The sequence below is a fragment of the Haloarcula japonica DSM 6131 genome (genome assembly GCF_000336635.1).
Lineage (GTDB): Archaea > Halobacteriota > Halobacteria > Halobacteriales > Haloarculaceae > Haloarcula > Haloarcula japonica.
Map to the genome: position 1 here is coordinate 351,932 of NZ_AOLY01000009.1, position 16,526 is coordinate 368,457.

The 16,526-nt window shown below is 62.9% G+C and carries 16 protein-coding genes; 7 read left to right on the forward strand and 9 right to left on the reverse strand.

Annotated elements, in window-relative coordinates; translation table 11 throughout:
• The first annotated feature begins 89 nt into the window (after positions 1-89).
• Both C444_RS07120 and C444_RS07125 read left to right on the forward strand, forming a co-directional pair.
• Positions 90-971: a CbiX/SirB N-terminal domain-containing protein gene (locus tag C444_RS07120; RefSeq protein ID WP_049909244.1), complete on the forward strand. Its 882-nt coding sequence runs from the start codon at positions 90-92 to the stop codon at positions 969-971.
• Between the two features lie 100 nt (positions 972-1,071).
• Positions 1,072-2,148 (forward strand): DR2241 family protein, encoded by a 1,077-nt coding sequence (locus tag C444_RS07125; RefSeq protein ID WP_004591904.1) that lies wholly within the window; start codon positions 1,072-1,074, stop codon positions 2,146-2,148.
• An 11-nt stretch (positions 2,149-2,159) separates the two neighbouring features.
• Here the strand turns inward: C444_RS07125 and C444_RS07130 are convergent, their stop codons facing one another.
• From C444_RS07130 to C444_RS07140, 3 genes are all read right to left on the reverse strand, one after another.
• Positions 2,160-2,723, reverse strand: coding sequence for a DUF7524 family protein (locus C444_RS07130; RefSeq protein ID WP_239641263.1), 564 nt, complete (start codon positions 2,721-2,723; stop codon positions 2,160-2,162).
• A 33-nt stretch (positions 2,724-2,756) separates the two neighbouring features.
• Entirely contained in the window at positions 2,757-2,951 is a 195-nt protein-coding gene (locus C444_RS07135; RefSeq protein ID WP_004591906.1) for a methytransferase partner Trm112, read from the reverse strand.
• Between the two features lie 110 nt (positions 2,952-3,061).
• Complete coding sequence (locus C444_RS07140) at positions 3,062-4,438, reverse strand: adenylosuccinate synthase (protein WP_004591907.1); 1,377 nt, start codon at positions 4,436-4,438, stop codon at positions 3,062-3,064.
• Between the two features lie 178 nt (positions 4,439-4,616).
• On the opposite strand from C444_RS07140, the gene C444_RS07145 reads away from it, so the two are divergent.
• Positions 4,617-4,922 (forward strand): hypothetical protein, encoded by a 306-nt coding sequence (locus C444_RS07145; RefSeq protein ID WP_004516266.1) that lies wholly within the window; start codon positions 4,617-4,619, stop codon positions 4,920-4,922.
• Between the two features lie 9 nt (positions 4,923-4,931).
• Here the strand turns inward: C444_RS07145 and C444_RS07150 are convergent, their stop codons facing one another.
• Complete coding sequence (locus C444_RS07150; RefSeq protein WP_004591908.1) at positions 4,932-7,469, reverse strand: DUF7527 domain-containing protein; 2,538 nt, start codon at positions 7,467-7,469, stop codon at positions 4,932-4,934.
• 89 nt (positions 7,470-7,558) lie between these two features.
• On the opposite strand from C444_RS07150, the gene C444_RS07155 reads away from it, so the two are divergent.
• The 4 genes from C444_RS07155 (at position 7,559) to C444_RS07170 (ending at position 10,705) form a co-directional block, all read left to right on the forward strand.
• A complete protein-coding gene (locus C444_RS07155; protein ID WP_004591909.1) occupies positions 7,559-7,954 on the forward strand; it encodes a DUF7541 family protein in 396 nt (131 codons plus the stop codon).
• Between the two features lie 63 nt (positions 7,955-8,017).
• On the forward strand, positions 8,018-8,269 hold the full coding sequence (locus C444_RS07160) for a DUF6684 family protein (protein WP_004591910.1): 252 nt from the start codon (positions 8,018-8,020) through the stop codon (positions 8,267-8,269).
• Between the two features lie 169 nt (positions 8,270-8,438).
• On the forward strand, positions 8,439-10,223 hold the full coding sequence (locus C444_RS07165; protein ID WP_004591911.1) for a cytochrome c oxidase subunit I: 1,785 nt from the start codon (positions 8,439-8,441) through the stop codon (positions 10,221-10,223).
• Between the two features lie 212 nt (positions 10,224-10,435).
• Positions 10,436-10,705 (forward strand): DUF7520 family protein, encoded by a 270-nt coding sequence (locus C444_RS07170; protein WP_049909215.1) that lies wholly within the window; start codon positions 10,436-10,438, stop codon positions 10,703-10,705.
• A gap of 5 nt (positions 10,706-10,710) precedes the next feature.
• Here the strand turns inward: C444_RS07170 and C444_RS07175 are convergent, their stop codons facing one another.
• The 5 genes from C444_RS07175 to C444_RS07195 all read right to left on the reverse strand — a co-directional run bounded on the left by C444_RS07175 (position 10,711) and on the right by C444_RS07195 (position 16,523).
• On the reverse strand, positions 10,711-12,414 hold the full coding sequence (locus C444_RS07175; protein ID WP_004591917.1) for a methylmalonyl-CoA mutase family protein: 1,704 nt from the start codon (positions 12,412-12,414) through the stop codon (positions 10,711-10,713).
• Between the two features lie 75 nt (positions 12,415-12,489).
• The gene (locus C444_RS07180; protein ID WP_004591919.1) at positions 12,490-13,281 is read right to left on the reverse strand and encodes a CBS domain-containing protein; all 792 of its coding nucleotides are present in this window, start codon (positions 13,279-13,281) and stop codon (positions 12,490-12,492) included.
• A gap of 38 nt (positions 13,282-13,319) precedes the next feature.
• Positions 13,320-15,035: a DHH family phosphoesterase gene (locus C444_RS07185; RefSeq protein WP_004591922.1), complete on the reverse strand. Its 1,716-nt coding sequence runs from the start codon at positions 15,033-15,035 to the stop codon at positions 13,320-13,322.
• A gap of 35 nt (positions 15,036-15,070) precedes the next feature.
• Positions 15,071-15,499, reverse strand: a complete 429-nt coding sequence (lrpA1, locus tag C444_RS07190; protein ID WP_004591923.1) for an HTH-type transcriptional regulator LrpA1 — start codon at positions 15,497-15,499, stop codon at positions 15,071-15,073.
• Positions 15,500-15,584: 85 nt separating this feature from the next.
• Positions 15,585-16,523, reverse strand: a complete 939-nt coding sequence (locus C444_RS07195; RefSeq protein ID WP_004516277.1) for a thiamine pyrophosphate-dependent enzyme — start codon at positions 16,521-16,523, stop codon at positions 15,585-15,587.
• Positions 16,524-16,526: the final 3 nt, after the last annotated feature.

Here is a 16,526-nt window from a genome sequence, read left to right on the forward strand (position 1 = left end):
GGTCGGAAACCACTCGTCTTCCGCGTTCGAACCCGGCTATCCACACGGCCAACGAAGGCCCTAAGGACGACTCGCTCCAACCGGAGGGTATGGACGAAGCACTCGTTATCGCGGCCCACGGCTCCCATCTGAACGCCGAGTCGAGTACGCCCACGTACGACCACGCCGACACGATTCGGGCGACCGGCGCGTTCGGCGAGGTCCGCGAGTCCTTCTGGAAGGAGGAACCGTCGTTCCGGGAGGCACTGCGGACCGTCGATGCCGACGAGGTGTATCTGGTTCCGCTGTTCATCTCGGAGGGGTACTTCACCGAGCAGGTCATTCCCCGAGAGTTCCGTCTGGAGGACTGGGACCCAGAGCTGTGGGAGTCCGACGGGACGAGCGCGACCAACGCCACGCTGACTGCCGAGGACACCGACCAGACAGTCCACTACTGCGGTCCGGTGGGCACCCACGACTCGATGAGCGATGTCATCGTCCAGCGGGCCGAGTCCGTCACCGGCGATCCCGACGTCGGTGAGGGGTTCGGCCTCGCCGTCGTCGGCCACGGCACGGAGCGAAACGAGAACTCCGCGAAAGCAATCCAGTACCACGCCGACCGCATCCGCGAGCGGGGTCGCTTCGACGAAGTGCAGTCACTGTTCATGGACGAGGACCCCGAAGTCGACGACGTGGCGGACTACTTCGAGAGCGACGACATCGTCGTCGTCCCACTGTTCATCGCCGACGGCTTCCACACGCAGGAGGATATCCCCGAGGACATGGGGCTGACTGACGACTACCGGACTGGTTACGACGTGCCGACCACTGTCGAGGGCCACGATATCTGGTACGCCGGTGCGGTCGGAACGGAGCCGCTGATGGCCGACGTGGTGCTCGAACGGGCCGCTGACGCAGGTGCCGACGTGAGCAGCGCAATCGAGCAGGTGCGCGAGGAGACCGGCGGCGCAAAGCCCGCGACTGGCGACTGATAGGTCGCCAACCACCACTACCCGATCAGAGAACAGAAGTGGTTCACCGCGGGTTGGCCGGAACCAGCCGACTTTTGCCGACTGAGTCCCGTTTTCCAGTATGGACGGCGAGTACGTGGACGCGCTGGTGGCAACTGCCCCGGATGGCATCGCCTTCGACGACCTCCACGTGGCCCACAACGGCGACGGGTACACGTTTCAGACGCCGGACGTGGACCACAGTGGTATCGATGAGGAGACGCTCCGGACGGTAGCGGCGGAGTCACCGTACGTCCGGAACTGGTATTTCTGGCACGCCACAGCGCCCCAGAAGGCGGACCGATGGGCGTTCCTCCGCTGGCTCGAAGGCGCTGAGCAGCGAGACGTGGCCGAGCGCTACGATGCACTCGCCGATGGGGTTGCCGCGACCTGGGGCGAACTCCACCTGCGCGTCACGCTCTCCGATGGGGAGCGGACTTATAGCGTCCGGCACCGCGCCGACGCCGATGTCGGCACGAGTGCGCTCGACGCACACGACGATCCGCTCGACGCGCGCGAGATCGCGAAACACGACGACGACGGGGGCTATCGCCCGCTCAAGACTGCGCCGTCGCTCCAGACCGGCTGGACGTTCCCTGAGCTATCGGCGAGTGAGTGCGTCACGACGGTCGACGCGTTCTACCCGGCGACTATTGCGAACTGGCACCGTGAGCAAGAGGGTGAACTCGACGTGACCCACTGGCGGGACACCGTCGACCGCCAGACGGGAATCTACGGCGTCGTCAGTACCTGGGACCGCGGTGACGGCTACGAACACGTCAACTGGGTCGCAGAGGCCTGCTGTGACGATTCTCAGTGTCTCAAGCGCCGGGAGTGGCAGTACGACGAGGAGACGGACCTCGACGTCGACGGCGGGTCGGGTGCGTTCCCCTGCCGCGAGCCCTGTTCGCTGGTCATCGCCGGCGCACGCCAGTGGACGAAACTCGAAGGGGAGACGAGCCAGACCTACGAGTTCGAGCTCACGCCCAGCGAGAAAGAGCAGATCGAGGATATCATCGATGCCGTCGCCGACGGCAAGGCAGACGACATCCGCGAGGCCGACATCTACGAGGGAGCCAACCGATACCGCGCACGGTTCCTGCGAGCGAAACTGTTCGACGACGAGGGGCACCTTGGCGGTGTCGAGACCGAAGAGTGAGTTGGCCGGTCTCAGGATGAGCGAACAGCGACGAACAGGAGCCCCAGCACGATTGTGACAGCGAGTACGGCGGCGACGGTCAACAGCACACTCTCGGTGAGTACCAGCGTGATGAGGCCCGCGATCAGGACCGTGAAGCCGCCCGCCGCCAGTATCGGCCCTGCGGACAGGTCTTCGAGGCTGGGTTCCGATTCCGCCGTTGGTTTCGGCTGTGGTTTCGACAGCTCGTCGTCGACGATGACCGGTTCGTTCTCGGTCCCGCCTTCCGGGATGTAGATATCGATGTACCGGGTCTCGGCACCGTACCCCGTCACGACCTTTAGCTTGCCACGGACCGGCCCGTCACCGTCGATAGTTATCCTGACCAATCTGTCAGTTTCGGCCCGTACGTGGTGGTTTGTGGCGTCGAGTGACGCGATGGAAGAGAGCGAGTCGTCGAGGTGGAGATGGACATGCAGGGCCTCGCCGTGATTGACTAATCGCACGTCGAAACTCCCTGTCGCGTCGAACTCGTTTGGAACCTCCAGGCTGTGGATGTCCGTCCGGTTGAGGTGCACGGGCAGGGAGTCAGGCACGGATGTGACTCCGCGTGGCGAGGAAAAAAAGGTTCAGGCCGGTGCTTCGTCGCGCATGTCCGGCGGGAGGAGATTCGGAATGCCGTCCTCGATGGGGAACGTCTCGCTACACTCGGTACAGGTGAGTTCGCCCGACAGGATTTCGCCGTCATCGCGCTCCGTCACTTCGAGGTTGAGGTCGTGCTTGTCCAGAGGGCAGCAGATAATTTCCATCAGGTCCTCTTTCATATCTTCAGCCAAGACCGGTGGTCGCAAAAGTCTGCCGCTCTCCCAGTGGTATCGTCCCATCGCTGGGCGACGGCAAATGAGTGTGTAAACGTCGAACCAGGGAAAATCCGTTAGAACGGATGCTCGCGGACGATGGTTTCGCCGCGACCGGGACCGACGCCGATAGCGTAGGCCGGCGTGTCGAGTTCGGACTCGATGTATTCGACGTAGGTCTTCGCGTTCTCCGGCAGCGCGTCGTACCCCTCCTCGGCGGCATCCGCCCAGTCGATCTCGGGCCAGCCGTCGAAGGACTTGAGATTGGCCTCACAGCGCTTCCACTGCTCGGTGGTCGCGGGCATCGACGCCAGTTCCTCGCCGTCGAGCGTGTACGTGTGGCCGACCTTCACTTCGTCGAGGCCGGCGAGGACGTCGAGGTGGTTGATGGCGATGCCGGTAAAGCCGGACACGCGCGTGGAGTGGCGCAACATCGGCAGGTCGAGCCAGCCGACACGCCGTGGCCGGCCGGTAACGGTGCCGTACTCGCCGCCTTCTTCCCGGATGTAGTTCGCCAGCTCCTCGTTCTCGCCTTCACCCTGCTCGTCGTAGCCGGGCGTATCGCCGACGACGCCGCCGAGTTCGGTCGGCAGCGGCCCGCTCCCGACGCGGGTGAGGTACGCCTTCACGATCCCGATGACTTCGCCGTCGCCGACGACGCCGGGGCTGAGTCCGGTTCCGGTCGCCGCGCCGCCGGCCGTCGGGTTCGAGGAGGTGACGTAGGGGTAGTTCCCGTGGTCGATGTCGATGATGGTCCCCTGTGCACCCTCGAGCATGACGTTCTGGCCCTCGTCGATAGTCGCGCTGAGGAAGGCCCCGGCGTTGACCGTCATGTCCCCGGCCTCGAAGCGGCGGCCGAACTCGCGGAACTCCTCGAAGATGGCGTCCACGTCGAAGGCGTCCGGGTCGTCAAGATCGGCGACGTCGAGGTCGTACACGTCCTCGACGACGGCCCGCTTCTGCGGAACGACGTATTCGAGGCGCTCCTGGAGCACGTCCGGGTCGAGCAGGTCGCCGACACGGACGCCGCGCCGACCGGCCTTGTCTTCGTAGGTCGGACCGATACCTCGGCCCGTCGTCCCGACTTCGTCATCCGTTTCGCTTTTTACTTCCTCCTCGATACCGTCGAGCACCCGGTGGAACGGGAGAATGACGTGTGCTCGTTCGGCGATGCGGACGTCCGGGTCGAGGCCGCGTTCCTGGAGGGTGTCTATCTCGTCGAACAGCGTTCGCGGATTGACGACGCACCCGTTGCCGAGTACGCCGACCTTGCCGCGGATGGCTCCGCTCGGAACCAGCGAGAGCTTGTACTCCTCGCCCTCGTGGACGACGGTGTGGCCGGCGTTGTCGCCGCCCTGATAGCGTGCGACGACGTCTACGTCGTCGCCGTACAGGTCGACGATGCCGCCCTTCCCTTCGTCGCCGAGCTGTGAGCCGACGATGGTTACGGTCATCGCACGCACCTTCCATCCACCGTGATAAACAGATTACGGTCCGGAACTCACGCTCGTGAGCAGTACCCATGTGAACCGTTACGACGGTTTTAAGACACCCCTGTTCGAACGTATCAACGTTGTAGCGATTGGCCGAGGGAGAACCTTTAAATACCGCAAACACAAGTTAACAATTGCCATGATAGACAGGCTTGAAAAGGAAGTTGACATGCTGGAGCGCCACTTGCAGGTGCTTCGCATGGTTATCGAGAACGAGCCTATCGGTATCGTGAAGATGTCCAACGAAACCGGCTACCCGCACCACAAGGTGCGGTACTCCCTGCGCGTTCTCGAAGAGGAGAACCTCATCGAGCCCTCCAGCCAGGGTGCGATCACGACCGAACAGACCGGTGAGTTCGTCGACGACCTCGACGAGAAGGTCGACGAAATCATCGACAAGCTCGAAGGTATGAAGATCGAAGACGCGGCCGAAATCGAAGGCTAAACTTCTTTCTCAGAGTTCCGGGACCGCCAGGTGGAACTCCTGGTTTCTCGCTTCTAGCAGACAGAGGTGAAAGCCCTCCTTGCGCGAGAGGTTCACGAAGCTCTTCCGCTTATCGCGGTTGAACAGCCCGCTAGAGGTGGCTTCTTCGGCCGTTTCGAGCGCGCCCGGCTCGAAGAAACTACTCGTGACGAGAAACGCCGACGCAAGCGACCCGGAGGCGTTGCCGACCCGTTCGGCGTTCCGGATGAGGTCAGACATCTGGCCCTCAGAGGCCGGTTCGCGCGAGTCGTTGATGTTTGCGACGACCAGCGGGTTCCCCATCCGGTCGCGGACGACGACATCGAACCGTTCCTGTGAGCGGTTCTCCTGGCCGTCCTCCGTGTAGGTCACCGTGACGTTGCCGTTCAGTTCGGCACGGTCGATAGCTGGAAGGCCCTCGTAGAGGTCCTTCATCGCCCCCGCATGGCCAGTGTCTCGAATTTCGTAGAGGAGGTTCCGGATGAGCCAGTTGACGAAGCGGTACTGGATGCTGTCTTCGAGGAACTCCTCGAAGGGTGTCCCGTTGACCGTGGCCCCCTCGGCCTCGAACTGCGTGTGGTACTCCAGTCTGAGGTTCGCCTCGACTTCCTCGCGGCTCGCTTCCCCGTCCTTGGCTTCCTCCAGCGTCGCCTTACCCTTCGAGTCGTACCTGACGAAGAGGTTCGTCCCGTTTATCGCCTCGCCGACGCTGAGCCGGGAACCACCTGCGGTGGTGTCGTTCTGCTCGTCGAGTTGCTCCTCCAGCCGGTCGATCTCGGCCCGTGCGTCGGCTAGCTCCGACTCCAGACGGTCGCGCTCGTCCCGGAGTTCCTGGTTCGTGGCCTCTAGGTCTGTGAGTTCAGATTCGAGTTCCGACACAGTCTCGGCTCGCTGTTCGAGTTCGGATTCGAGGTCTGCCACGCGCTCCGGGTCGCGCGGTGTCGGCTCTTCGTCGGCAGGCGACTGTCCCTGGTCCCCTGTCGACGGCGTTGACTGCGGCGCATCGGCCGGCTGTGGGTCGTTCGCAGTTGTACCACGGCTTTCCTGAGCCGGTGCTGGTCCCTGTACGCTGGATTCGGTCGACGGCGTCGAGTCGTTCTGGGCCGGCTGGTCGCGTCGCGGTGTCGATGTCTGTTGTCCACCTGTTGGCGGCGTCTGCGTGGGAGACACGCTGGTGGCTGTGCTTTCCTGTGCACCGCCGGACTTGTTCGGGTCCAGCGACGGGACCGAGCGTGTTTCGAGGTCTGCACTTGACCCACCGGACCCGGCGTCCGGTGTCGGCGTTGCCGCATCAGTCTCGGGCTGTGCCTGGGACGGCCGTGACTCGGTGCTCTGGGTCGGTTTCGAGTCTGTCGGTTCGGCGTGACGGTCTGTCGAAGCCGCCTGATCGCTCTGTGCCGGGGTACTTCGAGCGCTGGCGTGCTGGGCTCCCTGCGTTTGTGACGGCTCAGTCGCCGGGCGTTTCGGTTCGGTCTCCCCGGCAGTCTCACGCACGCTGGCCTCCCGTTCAGTTGCGTCGTGGTCGGGTTCCGTCTGCGTCGCAGTGTCGGTGTCTGTCGTCGCCCGGTCTGTCGCTTTGCTGTCTGGCCGGCTGTCCGCATTCGGCTTCTCGTCCACGTCCGGTTGCTCATCCGATTCGGATCGACGGCGGGACCGGCCCGGATTCGCGCCGGCGGCTTTCGACCCCGGTGGGCCGCTGCTTGCAGGGCCGCGGTCCGGTGTCGACTCTGCTGTGGCCTGTGTCTGTCCAGCATCGTCGGTTCCATCGGTTTCGGTATCTCCGGCAGAGTCCGGGGACGGTTCCGCTGGCTCGGTGCTGACGTCGTCGCGTTGCGTTGCCTCGCCCGGTTCGGCCCCACCTGCCGGCGCGGCGTCCGCCGCCCCAGTGTCGGCCGGTTCGTCGGCGATGGCCGTCTCGTCACCAGCATCGAGTGGATCGACGCCGGCGGCCGCCGGGTCCGCTGACTGCTCGTCCGTATCGTCTTCCGGCGGTTCCGGGATCTCGATTGGCTCGATGTCGACCGGCATGACCTCGTAGATACCGACCTCGTCGTTGGCCGTCTCGAACGCCTCGTCGTCGGTGATGAGGTTGTCGGAGTTCCCGACCCACGCGACGCTCATCGAGCGGCCCTGGTGGTAGACGGTGTAGTAGTCGCCCGAGAGGACGTTCTCTGAAAGTTCGATAAAGCCCGTAAAGTTGCCGCTCGACAGGGTCTGGTCGACTTCTGCAAGCGCCGTGTCTTCGGTGTAGTACTGTGCTTTCACTTCGTCGGCTCGCTCCTGCATCACTGCAAGCAGGGGCAAGGCCTCGTGGGGCGACCGCTTGGCTGTTCCCGATGCGTCCTCAAAGTCCTCGATTGTGCCGTCGAGGACACCGACGACGGTCCCGTTCAACATGAACAGGCGCGTCGGACCCGTGATGACCGCGCCGGAGAACTCCTGCCCGGCAAGGTCTTGCAGGCCCGCGAACCCGCCGTCGAACGGAACCGACTCCCAGCCGTCGACCCGTTCGACCGTGCGTGTACTCATTACTCCCACCAAGCCGGATGGCAGACAAATAGTTTGTGCCCACGGGCGCGGTCCGATGGACATATGACGATTCGACTGCAAGTGCCCGTATGGCAGAGGAGCCGGGACTAAGCGACCAGTATCCGACTGCGAGTCCGTGGCCGCTGTTCGTCGCACTGGGATTAGCACTGTCAGAGATCGGCGTGTTCGTCGGGCTCTTTCCGGTAGCCGTCTTCGGACTGATACTCTTCGGCGGCAGTATCGCCGGTATCCTCACGGAATCCGGATACGTGGAACGGCCGTGGCCGACCCTGCTGGGCGTGGGAGTGGTGCTTATCGTCATCGCCGCCGCGTTTGCGCTCTGGCAGGTCCCGGTCACCGATATCGCCCTCTCGAACGTCGGGACCGGGCCACTCTTCACTCGGCTAGTGGCCGTCGCCGCGGCGGGTGCCGTGATGATCGCAATGGGCGGCGTCGCCTCAGTTATGGAACAGACCGCGGCCTGAGACGGGTACTAGCCCGACTCGGAAACCAACACTCTATTTACTGGCCTGTTCTAACGGACAGCCATGGCACTGTTCGGGTTCGAAAAAGACACCCTGCTTGACCTCACTGTGAACGTCATCCCGCTCGGGATCCTCTTCTTCTTCATCGTCGCGTTCGCTGCGTTCCCGGCGTTTGGAACCGATCCCGTCTTCTCGGGGCTGCAGTTCGCACTGATTATCTCGATGTTCCTGCTACTCGCTGTCCTGACCTACTACGCGGGGAAGGCCGTCGAGAACGCCGAGAAAGAAAGCGGCGAACTGGGTCACGAAGACTGAACTGACAGTTTCGGACAGACCGCTTCGAAAACTGACCGTCCTTGCCACCGGGAGACAGTGTGAGGGAGGCGCTTATTTCTGCGGTTGTAACGCGGTATGGGAGCCGTATTTTATCGTCGTTGCTGCAGGAATCGACCCTTTGATAATGTCCCAGTCCTGAAGGACGACTATGGTAGCAGGAGATATTGTGCTGACGGGGCTGATGGCCGTCCTCCTCGTCGGCGTCGCCGCGCTTCTCACCCGTGTCGAGAACTGGCGTTCGTATACGCCGCTCGCGGGTGGCGGGGCCGTCACGGGTGACGAGACGGCGGTCATCAACCGTGAGAAACCCGCAGGTATCATTCGCTGGCTAACAACCGTCGACCACAAGGACATCGGTCTGTTGTACGGGGTGTACGCGGTCATCGCGTTCGCCGTGGGCGGTATCATGGCGATGCTCATTCGCCTCCAGCTCGTCACGCCCGCTGGGGCCATCCTTGGCAACAACGCATACAACTCCATTCTGACGAGCCACGGTATCACGATGCTGTTCCTGTTCGGGACGCCCATCATCGCGGCGTTTGCGAACTACTTCATCCCGCTGCTCATCGGGGCCGACGACATGGCGTTTCCGCGCATCAACGCCATCGCGTTCTGGATACTCCCGCCCGCCGCGCTCCTCATCTGGGCCGGGTTCTTCCTCGCGCCGGTGACCGAGAACATGATCGAGCCGGCCCGCACGGCCTGGACGATGTACACGCCGCTGTCGGTCGAACAGCAGAACCCCGGCGTCGACCTGATGCTGCTGGGGCTGCACCTCTCCGGGATCGGTGCGACGATGGGTGCGATCAACTTCATCGCGACCATCTTCACGGAACGTGACGGGGAAGTCAACTGGGCGAACCTCGACATCTTCTCGTGGACGATCCTCACCCAGTCCGCGCTGATCCTGTTCGCGTTCCCGCTGCTCGGGAGCGCTATCGTCATGCTGCTGCTCGACCGGAACCTCTCGACGACGTTCTTCGCCGTCGAGGGCGGCGGGCCGCTGCTGTGGCAGCACCTGTTCTGGTTCTTCGGCCACCCCGAGGTGTACATCCTCGTCCTGCCGCCGATGGGACTGGTCAGCCTCATCCTGCCGAAATTCTCCGGCCGGAAGCTGTTCGGCTTCAAGTTCGTCGTCTACTCGACGCTCGCCATCGGCGTCCTCTCGTTCGGCGTCTGGGCCCACCACATGTTCTCGACGGGCATGGACCCGCGGCTCCGGGCGTCGTTCATGGCCGTCTCGCTGGCGATTGCGATACCGAGCGCCGTCAAGACGTTCAACTGGATCACGACGATGTGGAACGGCCGCCTGCGCCTGACGACGCCGATGCTGTTCTGTATCGGCTTCGTCTCGAACTTCATCATCGGCGGCGTCACGGGCGTGTTCCTCGCCTCCATCCCCGTCGACATGATCCTGCACGACACCTACTACGTCGTCGGGCACTTCCACTACATCGTGATGGGGGCTATCGGCTTCGCGGCCTTCGCCGGCATCTACTACTGGTTCCCGGTGTTCACCGGTCGGATGTATCAGCGTACCCTCGGCAAGGCCCACTTCTGGTTCTCGATGGTTGGGACCAACATCACCTTCTTCGCGATGCTCGCGCTGGGCTATCTGGGCATGCCCCGCCGGTACGCCACCTACCAGTTCGACGGCGCTATCGCGCCGCTGACGCAGGTGGCGACGTTCCACCAGCTCGCGACTGTCGGTGCGCTCATCCTGTTCATCGGTCAACTGTTCTTCGTCTGGAACATCGTCCAGTCCTGGCTCGAAGGTCCGAAGGTCGAGGACGGCGACCCGTGGAACCTTGAGGACGACGGCATGCTTGACCGTGAGTTCCAGTGGTTCGAGGAGCAGCTCGAAGCCGACAGTCCGGAGAAGGACCCGTCACTGCTTGCTGACGGCGGTCAGGAAGAACAAGACGACTCGTAAGCGTCCCGAACTCTGTTTTACTCTGTTTCTGTTCGTTCGCGGCCAGAACTGACAGTGTCTGTTAGCTTGCGCCGGAAACAAGCACCATAGCCGTCACGAACATCATGAGCGCGATTCCGGTCAGGACGAGAAACAGGAGCTCCTTCTGTGACATAGGATAGCTACGGGGTGGAAGTGAAAAAGGCTAATCGTCTCCGAGCCGTTGTTCCCACATGAGCGACCAAGCCGAGGCCAGGTCCGGACAGCAAATTGTCCTTCGCCTGTACGTTGGGATTGTTGTTCTTGCCGGTGTGATGGGGTTCGTACTCGGCAGCATCCGACCGGAGGACCTCGAACCGGAACTGTTCGGTGTAATCGCGCTACCGCCGACGCCGTTTGGTGTCGCTATCTATGGATTCGTCACTATCGGTATCGTGCTTGGCGTGTTGCTTGGCCTCGTCGTGTACGTTTCTGATCGAATCGACGATGCGGCCGGGTCCTGAACCGGTCACGCAACGCTGGCCGTCTCCTGATAGCTCCCGTACTCTGCCTCGAAGACAGCCATGATCTCGCCCATCGTCGCGTAGGCCTTCACCGCGTCGATGATGACGGGCATGACGTTCCCGCCGTCGGCGATCACTTGCTGCAGTTCATCGAGCGCCGCTTCAACGGCCGCGTCGTCGCGCTCTGCCTTGGCTGTCGCAAGCTTGTCCCGCTGGCGTTCCTGCACGTCTTCGTCGACAGTGAGGATTTCGGGCTCGGTGTCTTCCTCGACGGTGTACTTGTTGACGCCGACCATGACCTCTTCCTCGCTCTCGACGCGCTGCTGGTACTCGTACGCGGCGTCCTGAATTTCGCGCTGGAAGTAGCCGTCCTGAATCCCCTGAATGACGCCGTCGCGGACCGAGCCGTCGCCGAGTTCGTCCCTGATGTGGTTGATGTAGGACATCGCCTTTTCTTCGACCTCGTCAGTCAGTGACTCGATAGCGAAACTGCCGCCCATCGGGTCGACGATGTCGGCCGCGCCCGACTCCTCCGCGATGATCTGTTGTGTTCGGAGCGCGACTCGGACCGCCTGCTCGGACGGGAGCGCCAGTGCCTCATCGAAGCTGTTGGTGTGCAGGCTCTGGGTCCCACCCAGCACACCCGCGAGGGCTTGAATCGTCACGCGGACGATGTTGTTCAGCGGTTGCTGGGCAGTCAGTGACTGGCCGGCGGTCTGGGTGTGGAACTTCAGTTGCTTGCTCGCGTCGGCCTCCGCGTCGTACCAGTCGTCCATCATGCGAGCGTAAATACGCCGAGCCGCGCGGAACTTCGCGATCTCCTCGAACATGGAGTTGTGCGAATTGAAGAAAAAGGAGAGCTGTGGGGCGAACTCGTCGACCTCCAGCCCGCGGTCCAGACAGTCCTCGACGTAGGCGAAGCCATCAGCAAGGGTAAACGCGAGCTCCTGTACCGCTGTCGAGCCGGCCTCCCGGATGTGATACCCCGACACCGAAATGGGCTTGAACTTCGGGGTCTCCTGACTGGCGAACTCGATGGTGTCGGTGACGAGCTTCAACGACGGCTCCGGCGGAATGACCCACTCCTTCTGTGCGATAAATTCCTTGAACATGTCGTTCTGGAGCGTCCCCCGGATCTCCTCGCGTGGGACGCCCTGCTGGTCGGCCAGCGCAATGTACATCGCGTAGATGACGGGGGCGCTGGGGTTGATTGTGAATGACGTCGAGACCTCACCGAGGTCGATGCCGTCGAACAGCCGCTCCATGTCCGCCAGCGTGTCGACGGCGACACCCTCCTTACCCACCTCGCCGTCGGCCATCACGTCGTCGGAGTCGATCCCCATCAGCGTCGGCATGTCGAAGGCCGTCGACAGCCCGGTCTGGCCCTCGTCGATGAGGTAGTGGAACCGCTCGTTGGTCTCGTCGGCGGTGCCAAAGCCCGCGAACTGCCGCATGGTCCACTGCCGGCCGCGGTACATCGTCGGATAGACGCCACGTGTGAACGGCTCCTCGCCGGGGAAGCCGATGTCTTCTTCATAATCGATATCATCCACGTCGAGTGGCGTATACAGCCGGTCTACATCGAGGTTTGATACCGTCGCGAACTGCTCTTTGCGTTCGCCGTAGGCGTCCAGTACGGGGTCCAGTGTCTCGGCTTCCCACTCGTCTTTCTGCTCGCGGATACGCTGGAGGTCCGACTCATCGAACATACTCCGGTGTATGTCATGATTTAGTAAGAAGGTTCGGGGGAAGCGAGATGCTGCCGTCAATCACACCGCTGGGGGCTAGTCCTGGAGTCGTTCCGTCGTCTGCACGAGCGGGTGGTGTGCGTAGTCGACGACCTCGATATCGTCTATCGACTCCAGGTCGGAGTCCGCGGCCGTTTCGGCCATCCCCAGTTCGACCGTCTCGTCGAGGACGATGACGTAAGCGTCCATCTCATCGATATCGAGCCGTGCGGCGGCTTTGACGCGGTGGTGGCCGTCCGCCAGCAGGAGGTCGCCACCGTTGTCGATGACGACGAGCGGTTCCGCGAGCCCGCGTTCCAGTTCGTACACCCGGCCTTCGAGCTCGTCGGCGTACACCGTCGTCTGTGTCGGCGTCAGGTCGTCAAGCTCCACCTCACGGCGGCCCTCGTGTGTCGTGATGCCGTGGATGTTCTCAAGCGTCCGACTGAGCTTGTCAACTTTTCCCGGTGTCGCTCGCTCGATCTGTGAGCGGATCACATCAGCGTTCGAGATGATGCCAACGAGGTGGCCGGCGTCGTCAACGACCGGAAGTTTCTGGATGCCGGACCGCAGGATAACGCGCGCCGTGTCCTGAACGGCCATCTCCGGATGTGCCACGAGAATATCTGCGGTCATTACGCGGAACATCGGCTCGTGGTCCTCCGCGAGTAGCAGGTCGCGCGCGCTGACGAACCCCTCGACGCGGCGGCCGTCAGTCACCGGAAACCCGCTGAAGTGGTCGTTGTCGGCGATACGTCTGGCGACGTCCCCGACAGTGTCGTCGAGTTCGACGGTGACAACCTCGCGTGTCATGTAGTCTCCGACCGTCGGTCGACTCGATTCCTCCATCGGAGCGACGTTCTCGACCGACGGCAAAAAAGGCTCGCCTACGACGGCTCACTGTCGTCGGGTTCGACGAGCGTCTCCGGGCTGCCGTCCGCTTGTTCTGACTCGTCGTCTGTCGGTTCAGCCGCGTCGGCTGCCTGTTCCGACTCGTCGCCTCCGTCCTCGTCGCCGCTTTCCAGAAACATTACATCGCTGTTCCAGTCCGTTGCGGTGTCATCGCCCGACCCTGCAGGCGCGTCTCCAGCCGTCGCGATGGTGTCTCCGCTGTCCTGTCTAAGCGCCGTCGATTCTGTGAACGCGGTCACGTCGTAGTCGGAGCGTGCGTAGACGCGCCCGAGCAGCCGGTGGGACCGCGACTGGATGGCGTCGAGAAACCGGTCCGAGACGATAGAGCGGACGATTTCCTCCAGCGACTCCTCGCGGTCGTCGACGGTTATCATCCCCAGGTCGATCTGTGCGCCCGCCATATCGGCGTGACCGCCCGCGGACCCGATCTGTCCGAAGGCGTCACGTAGCGCCTCGCCGAGATCGATATCTGCGCCGCGCGCCCGAGCGGATGCGTAAATCGTGCCGTCAACGACGCCGTACACCATCGTCGCCTGAACGCCTTCGAGATCGAGGAGTCTGTCAGCCGCCTGCGCGAGCGCGTCCCGGTCACTGATCTCGCCGACGCCGGTCAGAAGTACTGACCCTTCCTGGTCACGGTTCGCAATCGCGCGGCCGATGACCGACAGCGTCTCCGGGCTCACGCTCGGGTCCTCGATGCGCTGGAGCGTCGCCATGTCGGCGTTTGTCACGAGATGCGCGGCGGCCTCGAAGTCCGCGGCAGCGACTTCCCGCCGGAAGTCTTTCGTGTCGACCTGGATACCAAACAGCAGGCCCGTTGCGATGTGTGTTGGAATGTCGACGTTGAACCGCTGGAGGTAGTCGACCAGCAGTGTGCTCGTCGCCCCGACGCCGCTCCGGAGATCGACGAAGCGGGCTTCGATTGGGACCCGTGGCGGGTGATGGTCGATGACGATGTCGATGGGAGTCTCGGGCGGGAGCTGGTCGTTGACACCGGCTCTGGAGTGATCGACGAGCGCGAACGCGTCGAACGCTTCCAGTTCATCCGGCGAATCGGCGTCGAGGTTCCGGAGATCGAATTCGAGAAGGTTGACGAACGCCCGGTTCTCCTGGTGTGAGATCTCCCCGTAGTAACAGAGCGTCACCTCGCAGTCGGCCCGTTCAGCGAGCGCTCCGAGAGCGACAGCGCTGGCAATCGCGTCCGGGTCGGGGTTGTCGTGCGTGACGACGGCAAGGTGGTCGTCAATGTCGCGCAGTACCTGATGGAGCTGTCTGGCCCGCGTTCCCTCGTCGCCAACCGACTGGGTGACGTAGTCGGTAACGACAGACTCCGGCGTAACCAGCCGGTCCACCACGCTATCGAGTCGGTCGCGCTGGTCTGCCGTCGCGCCGCGGCCGGCGTACGCGAGAAGGAACATGTCGGGAAAGCAGTCACGTGCGGCCGTCGCCGCGTCGGCGTTCCGTTCCGGGTCTTCACTGGCGACGATGACGCTCTCGGGGTGAAAGTCGAGACCGGCGAGCACAGACGGGTCGGCCTGGTCGGCTTCGAGCACGTTGATGCCGTCCGCCCGGAGCGTTTCAGCACGGTGCTCGTCCTGGGTCACAACTGCCAGCTCGCCGCGGTCGCCGCTAATCGCGTCGAGAAGGTCCGCGGCAGTCGGCCCGAGTCCGAGCACCAGCCGAGAAAGCATACCGTGCAGTCAGCACTGGAGCGTCTAAAAACCCGTTACTTCAGCCGTTCCTGCAGAAACGACGGATGCGCGGCGGTAACACCGTCGAGGGCGAGGATCTTGTCTTCGATGACGTCCGCCAGCGAATCCCCGTCCATCGCCCGGACTTCCGCCATCAGCATATGGTCGCCGCTAGACGTGTACAGCTCCTCCATCTCCGGAATCTCCTTGAGGTTCCGCGTGGCCTCGACGTAGCAGTCGCTCGCGATGTCGATGCCGACCAGCGCAATCGACTGGCCCGCCAGCTTCTTCGGGTCGACATCGGCGGAGTACCCGACGATGACACCCTCCTCTTCGAGTTTCTGGATGTATTTCCGAACTGTCGGCTTCGATACGTCGGCTCGCTCCGCGATTTCTGCGTACGAGGCCTGTGCGTCCTCCTCAAGGACCGACAGGATTCGACGCTCCGTAGACTCGGCACTCATGGACTAATCTTTTCGGTGCATGAAAAAATATCTTCCGAACCGGAAACCGACGTTCGAGGTGGTATCCGCAGTCCGGGGGCGAGCCTTATTTGTGGTGTTCGAGGAGGTTGTCGTAGGTCCGCTCCCACTCCGCGTCCTCGTCGAAGTACCGCTCTGCGAGCGGTTCCTCAGGCATCTCGCCGATCTGTCGCTTCTCCTCTCCGTAGGAGGGGCGCTCGTCTTCGATGTACATTCGACCGGTGAGCACTTCGCCCTCGTACAGTCGCTCTTCGGTCTTTCGCATCATCTCGGCGGCTTCCGCGCGGTCCGAGACGTCGAAGTCGAACTCGTCGGACTGCTGGACGTCCGTGTACGGGACGTAGTGCTTCGCGTCCTTGTTCCAGGTCGGACACTGGGTCAGGAAGTCGATGTGCGCGAAGCCGTCGTGCTCGATGGCTTCGGCGATGATTTCCTTGGCCTGGTTCGGGTTGACAGCCGCGGTCCGGGCGATGTAGGTCGCGCCGGCGTTGAGCTGCTGGGACAGCGGGCGGATCGGCGACTTCGCCGACCCGTGGGGCTGTGTCTTGGACTTGTGGCCCTTCGGCGATGTCGGGGATGTCTGGCCCTTTGTCAGCCCGAAGATCTCGTTATTGAACACGATATACGTCATATCGTGGTTCTCACGGGCAGTGTGGATCGTGTGGTTCCCACCGATACCGTAGCCGTCGCCGTCCCCGCCGGCCGCGATGACTTCGAGGTTGGGGTTGGCGAGCTTCGCGGCCCGGGCGACGGGCAGCGAGCGACCGTGAATGGTGTGGAACCCGTAGCTGTTGAAGTAGCTGTTGAGCTTTCCGGAACAGCCGATACCGGTGAACAGCGCGACCTCATCGGGGTTCTTGCCGACTTCCGGCATGGCCTGCTTCAGCGCCTTGAGGACGCCGAAGTCGCCACAGCCCGGACACCAGGTCGCCTGCGGTTCGATGCCGGGTGTAAACTCGTCGCGCTCGATTTCGCGTTCTTCGTTGATTGCTGAGAATGCACTCATAGG

Bases quoted from the DNA above. Each gene is read 5' to 3' on its own strand.
- C444_RS07160 (WP_004591910.1), top strand. From the start codon at position 8,018: ATGGCACTGTTCGGGTTCGAAAAAGACACCCTGCTTGACCTCACTGTG.
- lrpA1 (WP_004591923.1), bottom strand. From the start codon at position 15,499: ATGAGTGCCGAGTCTACGGAGCGTCGAATCCTGTCGGTCCTTGAGGAG.
- C444_RS07155 (WP_004591909.1), top strand. From the start codon at position 7,559: ATGGCAGAGGAGCCGGGACTAAGCGACCAGTATCCGACTGCGAGTCCG.
- C444_RS07165 (WP_004591911.1), top strand. From the start codon at position 8,439: ATGGTAGCAGGAGATATTGTGCTGACGGGGCTGATGGCCGTCCTCCTC.
- C444_RS07125 (WP_004591904.1), top strand. From the start codon at position 1,072: ATGGACGGCGAGTACGTGGACGCGCTGGTGGCAACTGCCCCGGATGGC.
- C444_RS07140 (WP_004591907.1), bottom strand. From the start codon at position 4,438: ATGACCGTAACCATCGTCGGCTCACAGCTCGGCGACGAAGGGAAGGGC.
- C444_RS07180 (WP_004591919.1), bottom strand. From the start codon at position 13,281: ATGGAGGAATCGAGTCGACCGACGGTCGGAGACTACATGACACGCGAG.
- C444_RS07135 (WP_004591906.1), bottom strand. From the start codon at position 2,951: ATGAAAGAGGACCTGATGGAAATTATCTGCTGCCCTCTGGACAAGCAC.
- C444_RS07185 (WP_004591922.1), bottom strand. From the start codon at position 15,035: ATGCTTTCTCGGCTGGTGCTCGGACTCGGGCCGACTGCCGCGGACCTT.
- C444_RS07175 (WP_004591917.1), bottom strand. From the start codon at position 12,414: ATGTTCGATGAGTCGGACCTCCAGCGTATCCGCGAGCAGAAAGACGAG.
- C444_RS07170 (WP_049909215.1), top strand. From the start codon at position 10,436: ATGAGCGACCAAGCCGAGGCCAGGTCCGGACAGCAAATTGTCCTTCGC.
- C444_RS07120 (WP_049909244.1), top strand. From the start codon at position 90: ATGGACGAAGCACTCGTTATCGCGGCCCACGGCTCCCATCTGAACGCC.
- C444_RS07195 (WP_004516277.1), bottom strand. From the start codon at position 16,523: ATGAGTGCATTCTCAGCAATCAACGAAGAACGCGAAATCGAGCGCGAC.
- C444_RS07145 (WP_004516266.1), top strand. From the start codon at position 4,617: ATGATAGACAGGCTTGAAAAGGAAGTTGACATGCTGGAGCGCCACTTG.
- C444_RS07150 (WP_004591908.1), bottom strand. From the start codon at position 7,469: ATGAGTACACGCACGGTCGAACGGGTCGACGGCTGGGAGTCGGTTCCG.